Source organism: Tissierellales bacterium (genome assembly GCA_025210965.1).
In the GTDB taxonomy this organism is placed as follows: Bacteria; Bacillota; Clostridia; order Tissierellales; family JAOAQY01; genus JAOAQY01.
The window spans coordinates 1-3726 of record JAOAQY010000166.1 but is presented as its reverse complement, the minus strand read 5'-3'; the positions used below and the strand labels follow the sequence as shown (position 1 = coordinate 3726).

The 3726-nt window shown below is 30.8% G+C and carries 2 protein-coding genes; one reads left to right on the top strand and one right to left on the bottom strand.

Going from position 1 to position 3726, the window contains the following annotated elements; translation table 11 throughout:
• Window positions 1-170: 170 nt before the first annotated feature.
• Window positions 171-1562: a peptide MFS transporter gene (locus N4A40_11915; GenBank protein MCT4662561.1), complete on the top strand. Its 1392-nt coding sequence runs from the start codon at window positions 171-173 to the stop codon at window positions 1560-1562.
• A gap of 89 nt (window positions 1563-1651) precedes the next feature.
• Here N4A40_11915 and N4A40_11910 read toward each other — a convergent pair whose 3' ends face one another.
• Window positions 1652-2935 (bottom strand): hypothetical protein, encoded by a 1284-nt coding sequence (locus N4A40_11910; GenBank protein ID MCT4662560.1) that lies wholly within the window; start codon window positions 2933-2935, stop codon window positions 1652-1654.
• Window positions 2936-3726: the final 791 nt, after the last annotated feature.

Here is a 3726-nt window from a genome sequence, read left to right as displayed (position 1 = left end):
CATAAAATACACTAAGGTAAACGGTTACAAGATGATGCTTTTAGAACTTATATGTAATTTAATGAAACTTGTAATATTTAACCTCTAGTGTGAAGGTTTTTATACGCTCGTTGACTCTTCAACATCCCACAGCAAATAAATACCTTCAATAATTTAAAAGGAGGAAGCTTATGGCTACAAATGTACAAACTTCATCTAAACATCCAAAAGGTTTTTGGTTTGTTTCAACGCTTCAAATTTTTGAACGTTTCAGTTTTTATGGAATGAGAGGTATATTAATACTATTCCTGACATCAAGTATAGCTAGCGGTGGTCTAGGACTTGATGACAAATTCGGATCTGAAATTTACGCATGGTTTACTATGTTAGTTTACTTTGCACCACTATTAGGAGGATGGATTGCAGATACATTCTTCGGAAAAAGAAAAACGTTTTTTATCGGTTCATTTTTTATAACTGGTGGTCTGTTTGTTATGTTCGCATCTTCAGGACTTAGCATGTTCTATGTTGGACTAGGTCTTTTGATTATTGGTAATGGTTTATGGAAACCAAATATCACTTCACTAATTGGTGATTTTTATGATGATCATGATCCTAAAAAAGACGGAGCATACTCTATGTTCTACACATTTACAAATATAGGAGCTCTATTTGGTCCTATGATTTGTGGTTTCTTGTATGCTAACCTTTTCGCTACTTTTGAAAATGGTCAAATTGTTACTTACGGATACAAATACGGATTCTTAGCTTCTGGTATCAGTATGCTAATCGGTAGTGTTTTATATGCATTGTTCGCAGAAAAATATGTAGGTAAGATTGGTACTGCATGTAAAGCTGCTGATAAGAAAAATAATTCACATACAAAATCTGAACCTCTTACTAAGAGCGACTGGAAACGTGTTGCTACTATAATGGGACTTTCACTATTTGTAATAGTTTTCTGGGCTGGTTTCGAACAAGCTGGTTCTAGTATGACTCTTTTTGCACAAAGATATGTAGATAGAAGTGTTGGCGGTTGGATGATTCCTACTAACTGGTTCCAAATGATCAATCCATTCTTCTGTATAGTACTTGGACCTACTTTCGCTCTTTGGTTTGTAAAATTAGCTAAAAGACCTAAAGGCGATATCCCAACAACTAGAAAAATGGCTTATGGTCTAATGATATTGGCATCTGGTTTCGCAGTTTTAATGTTAGCTTCACTTAGAGTAGAATCTACTGGTAGCGCTAGTTGGTTGTTCTTAGCAGGAGCTTATATCCTACACACTGTCGGAGAAATGTTCTTATCTCCAATAGGACTTTCAATGGTAAACAAGCTATCTCCTAAACAAATTGCTGCTGTAATGATGGGAGCTTGGTATGCTGCTACTGGATTCGGTAACTACTTAGCTGGTATCTCTGCTGGATTCGTAGAATCAATGGGTAGTTTACAAATATTCGGTATGGTAACTGTAGTTTCATTAGCTGCTGGTATATTATTACTTCTAATGGGACCTATCTTCCAAAAAGTAATGGATGAAGCAGATGCAGAACTTGCTGCTCAAAGAGATCAAGCTGTATAGTTTAATCTATTAATATTAAAAAATCAAATAGGCTCTCAAATATTTTAAATATTTGAGAGCCTATTTTTTAATGTATTATTATAATATTTTTAAGCGCCTTCTATCTGAACCTTATTTGATATAATCGAAAAGAATTGCTCGTACTGATAAACCCAATAAGATATAATCCAATAAGTTAATGCATTCACAGATGAATAAACACTAAAATACGTATATTCTTCAAACAAACCACCGCTAATAAAATTAATCATATGACCACTAACCAATATTAGCATAACCTTCCAAATTAACTCGTTATTTTTTCTAACAAAAGCTACAATACAATTAACTAGGAGTAATGGTAATGCCACTATACTTATAAATATAACAATTTGAGCAAATAAATTGTTATTATTATATGACCCAATAAAATATCGTACTATAGCCAAAATAGCTAAAACATAAGTTGATGTTGTTTTCTCTGATGATAACCAAGTTGGTAATTTGCTTTCAAATACAAGATTTGTATTTTCTTGAAAAGCATAAAGAGCTTCTAGAATATCCGGTTTTATTCTCAAAGAAATTTTGAAATAACATAATAATATAAGTCCACAAATAACGAATCCTAGAAAACTACTTATAAAGCTTTTTTGGTAAACTTGAACAATTGCAACAAGTCCTATAATGGCTCCGATTGCCAAAAACATTTTTTCAAATAAATCTCGTTTAGATAAGTCCTCTGTAAATTTTTGAACAGCTTCTTTTGACATTTTTGTAGTTGTATCAAACTTGTCCTTTATCTTCTCATTAACTTCTGACTGAGATTTAAAATTATCCTTTGTATAATGGCTTTCATTTGATTCTAGACTTTTATCAGAAACAGATACATGTTCTAATCCCCTAATTGACTTTATGAAATACAATGTCAATGCTGATGCAATTAATATTCCCCAATATCCATAGTCCCATGCTAGAATAAAATCTGAAATTCTTAGAAGCTCTCCATCACTAATGACTATTAATATAGGCATGACCAACAATAAAATATTTAACAATGATGAACATATTAAGATTGTATATATTTTTTTTATATTTTTTGATTTGATGTACATTATCAATGCAATCGCCGGTATTATTGGAATCAAGTAATACAACTTAATCAAATATCCGTACACTGAATATTTACTATCAAATTGTCCTATAAAATATATGGCATCACCAATTGAAGAAATCAAATTTGCCCCATTTGTTCCACCATTTAAGTTTACTCCTCCAAGTGACATTAGACCACCAATAGCATTCGACAATTTAATCCATGGCAACCAAAAAAATACAATATTAGCAATGTTTAATCCTAATATTGCGTATAATATTTTTTTCTTTTTTTCACTCATATTTTCCCTCCTAAGATAATAAACAGTTTCTCAGAATCTCTAATCTTAAAAATCAATAGTTATGAATCAGTCGCCCGCCATTCGACTAAACTCTAAATTCCAAGATAATCCCCAAAACTTAATCAAGTCCCCCTTTACTTTCATATTGGCATATATAAGATTAGCTTTCACATTAATTTAAGATAATTTATATTAATTTGAAAGCTAAATCCTACGCAATAGTTTTTAATAATACATGGTATTTAAACCTTGATTCCTCAATTTTGCAAATCGCGATTTTTAAAAATCATAAAATAAAAACACTGTCTCCATGTGTTCTTCATTATTTTTGATAAATATATTTGATTTTTGTATACTTAATATATTTTCGCATTCGCGCATTATATAATAACAGATTTTTTATGTACTTAGTTTTACTTATCCCCACAGTGTATAGACTACATGCATAACCATAAATTGTCAATAAAAATTTTTGTACATAGATAAAATATAATAAATTCGATTCTATTACCAGTTTTAAAACATAATTTTTTGGTGAATCATTGAAATTCGGAATCCTATCTCCCACATTCCTCTTTTGAATTGTCATAAACAACATCATTGTGGATAATATAAATTATTCCTTGAAGGTTTTCCACAGAATCCCCATACAAATTAGAATAATTATAGAATGGTTATCCACTTACAAACAAAAAAATAGAAAGCATTTCATCAACAAAGTCAATAAAACACTTTCTATTTTTAATACTTATCTCAAGCTTCTACTCTAACGCTTCTCCAAAAATTACACT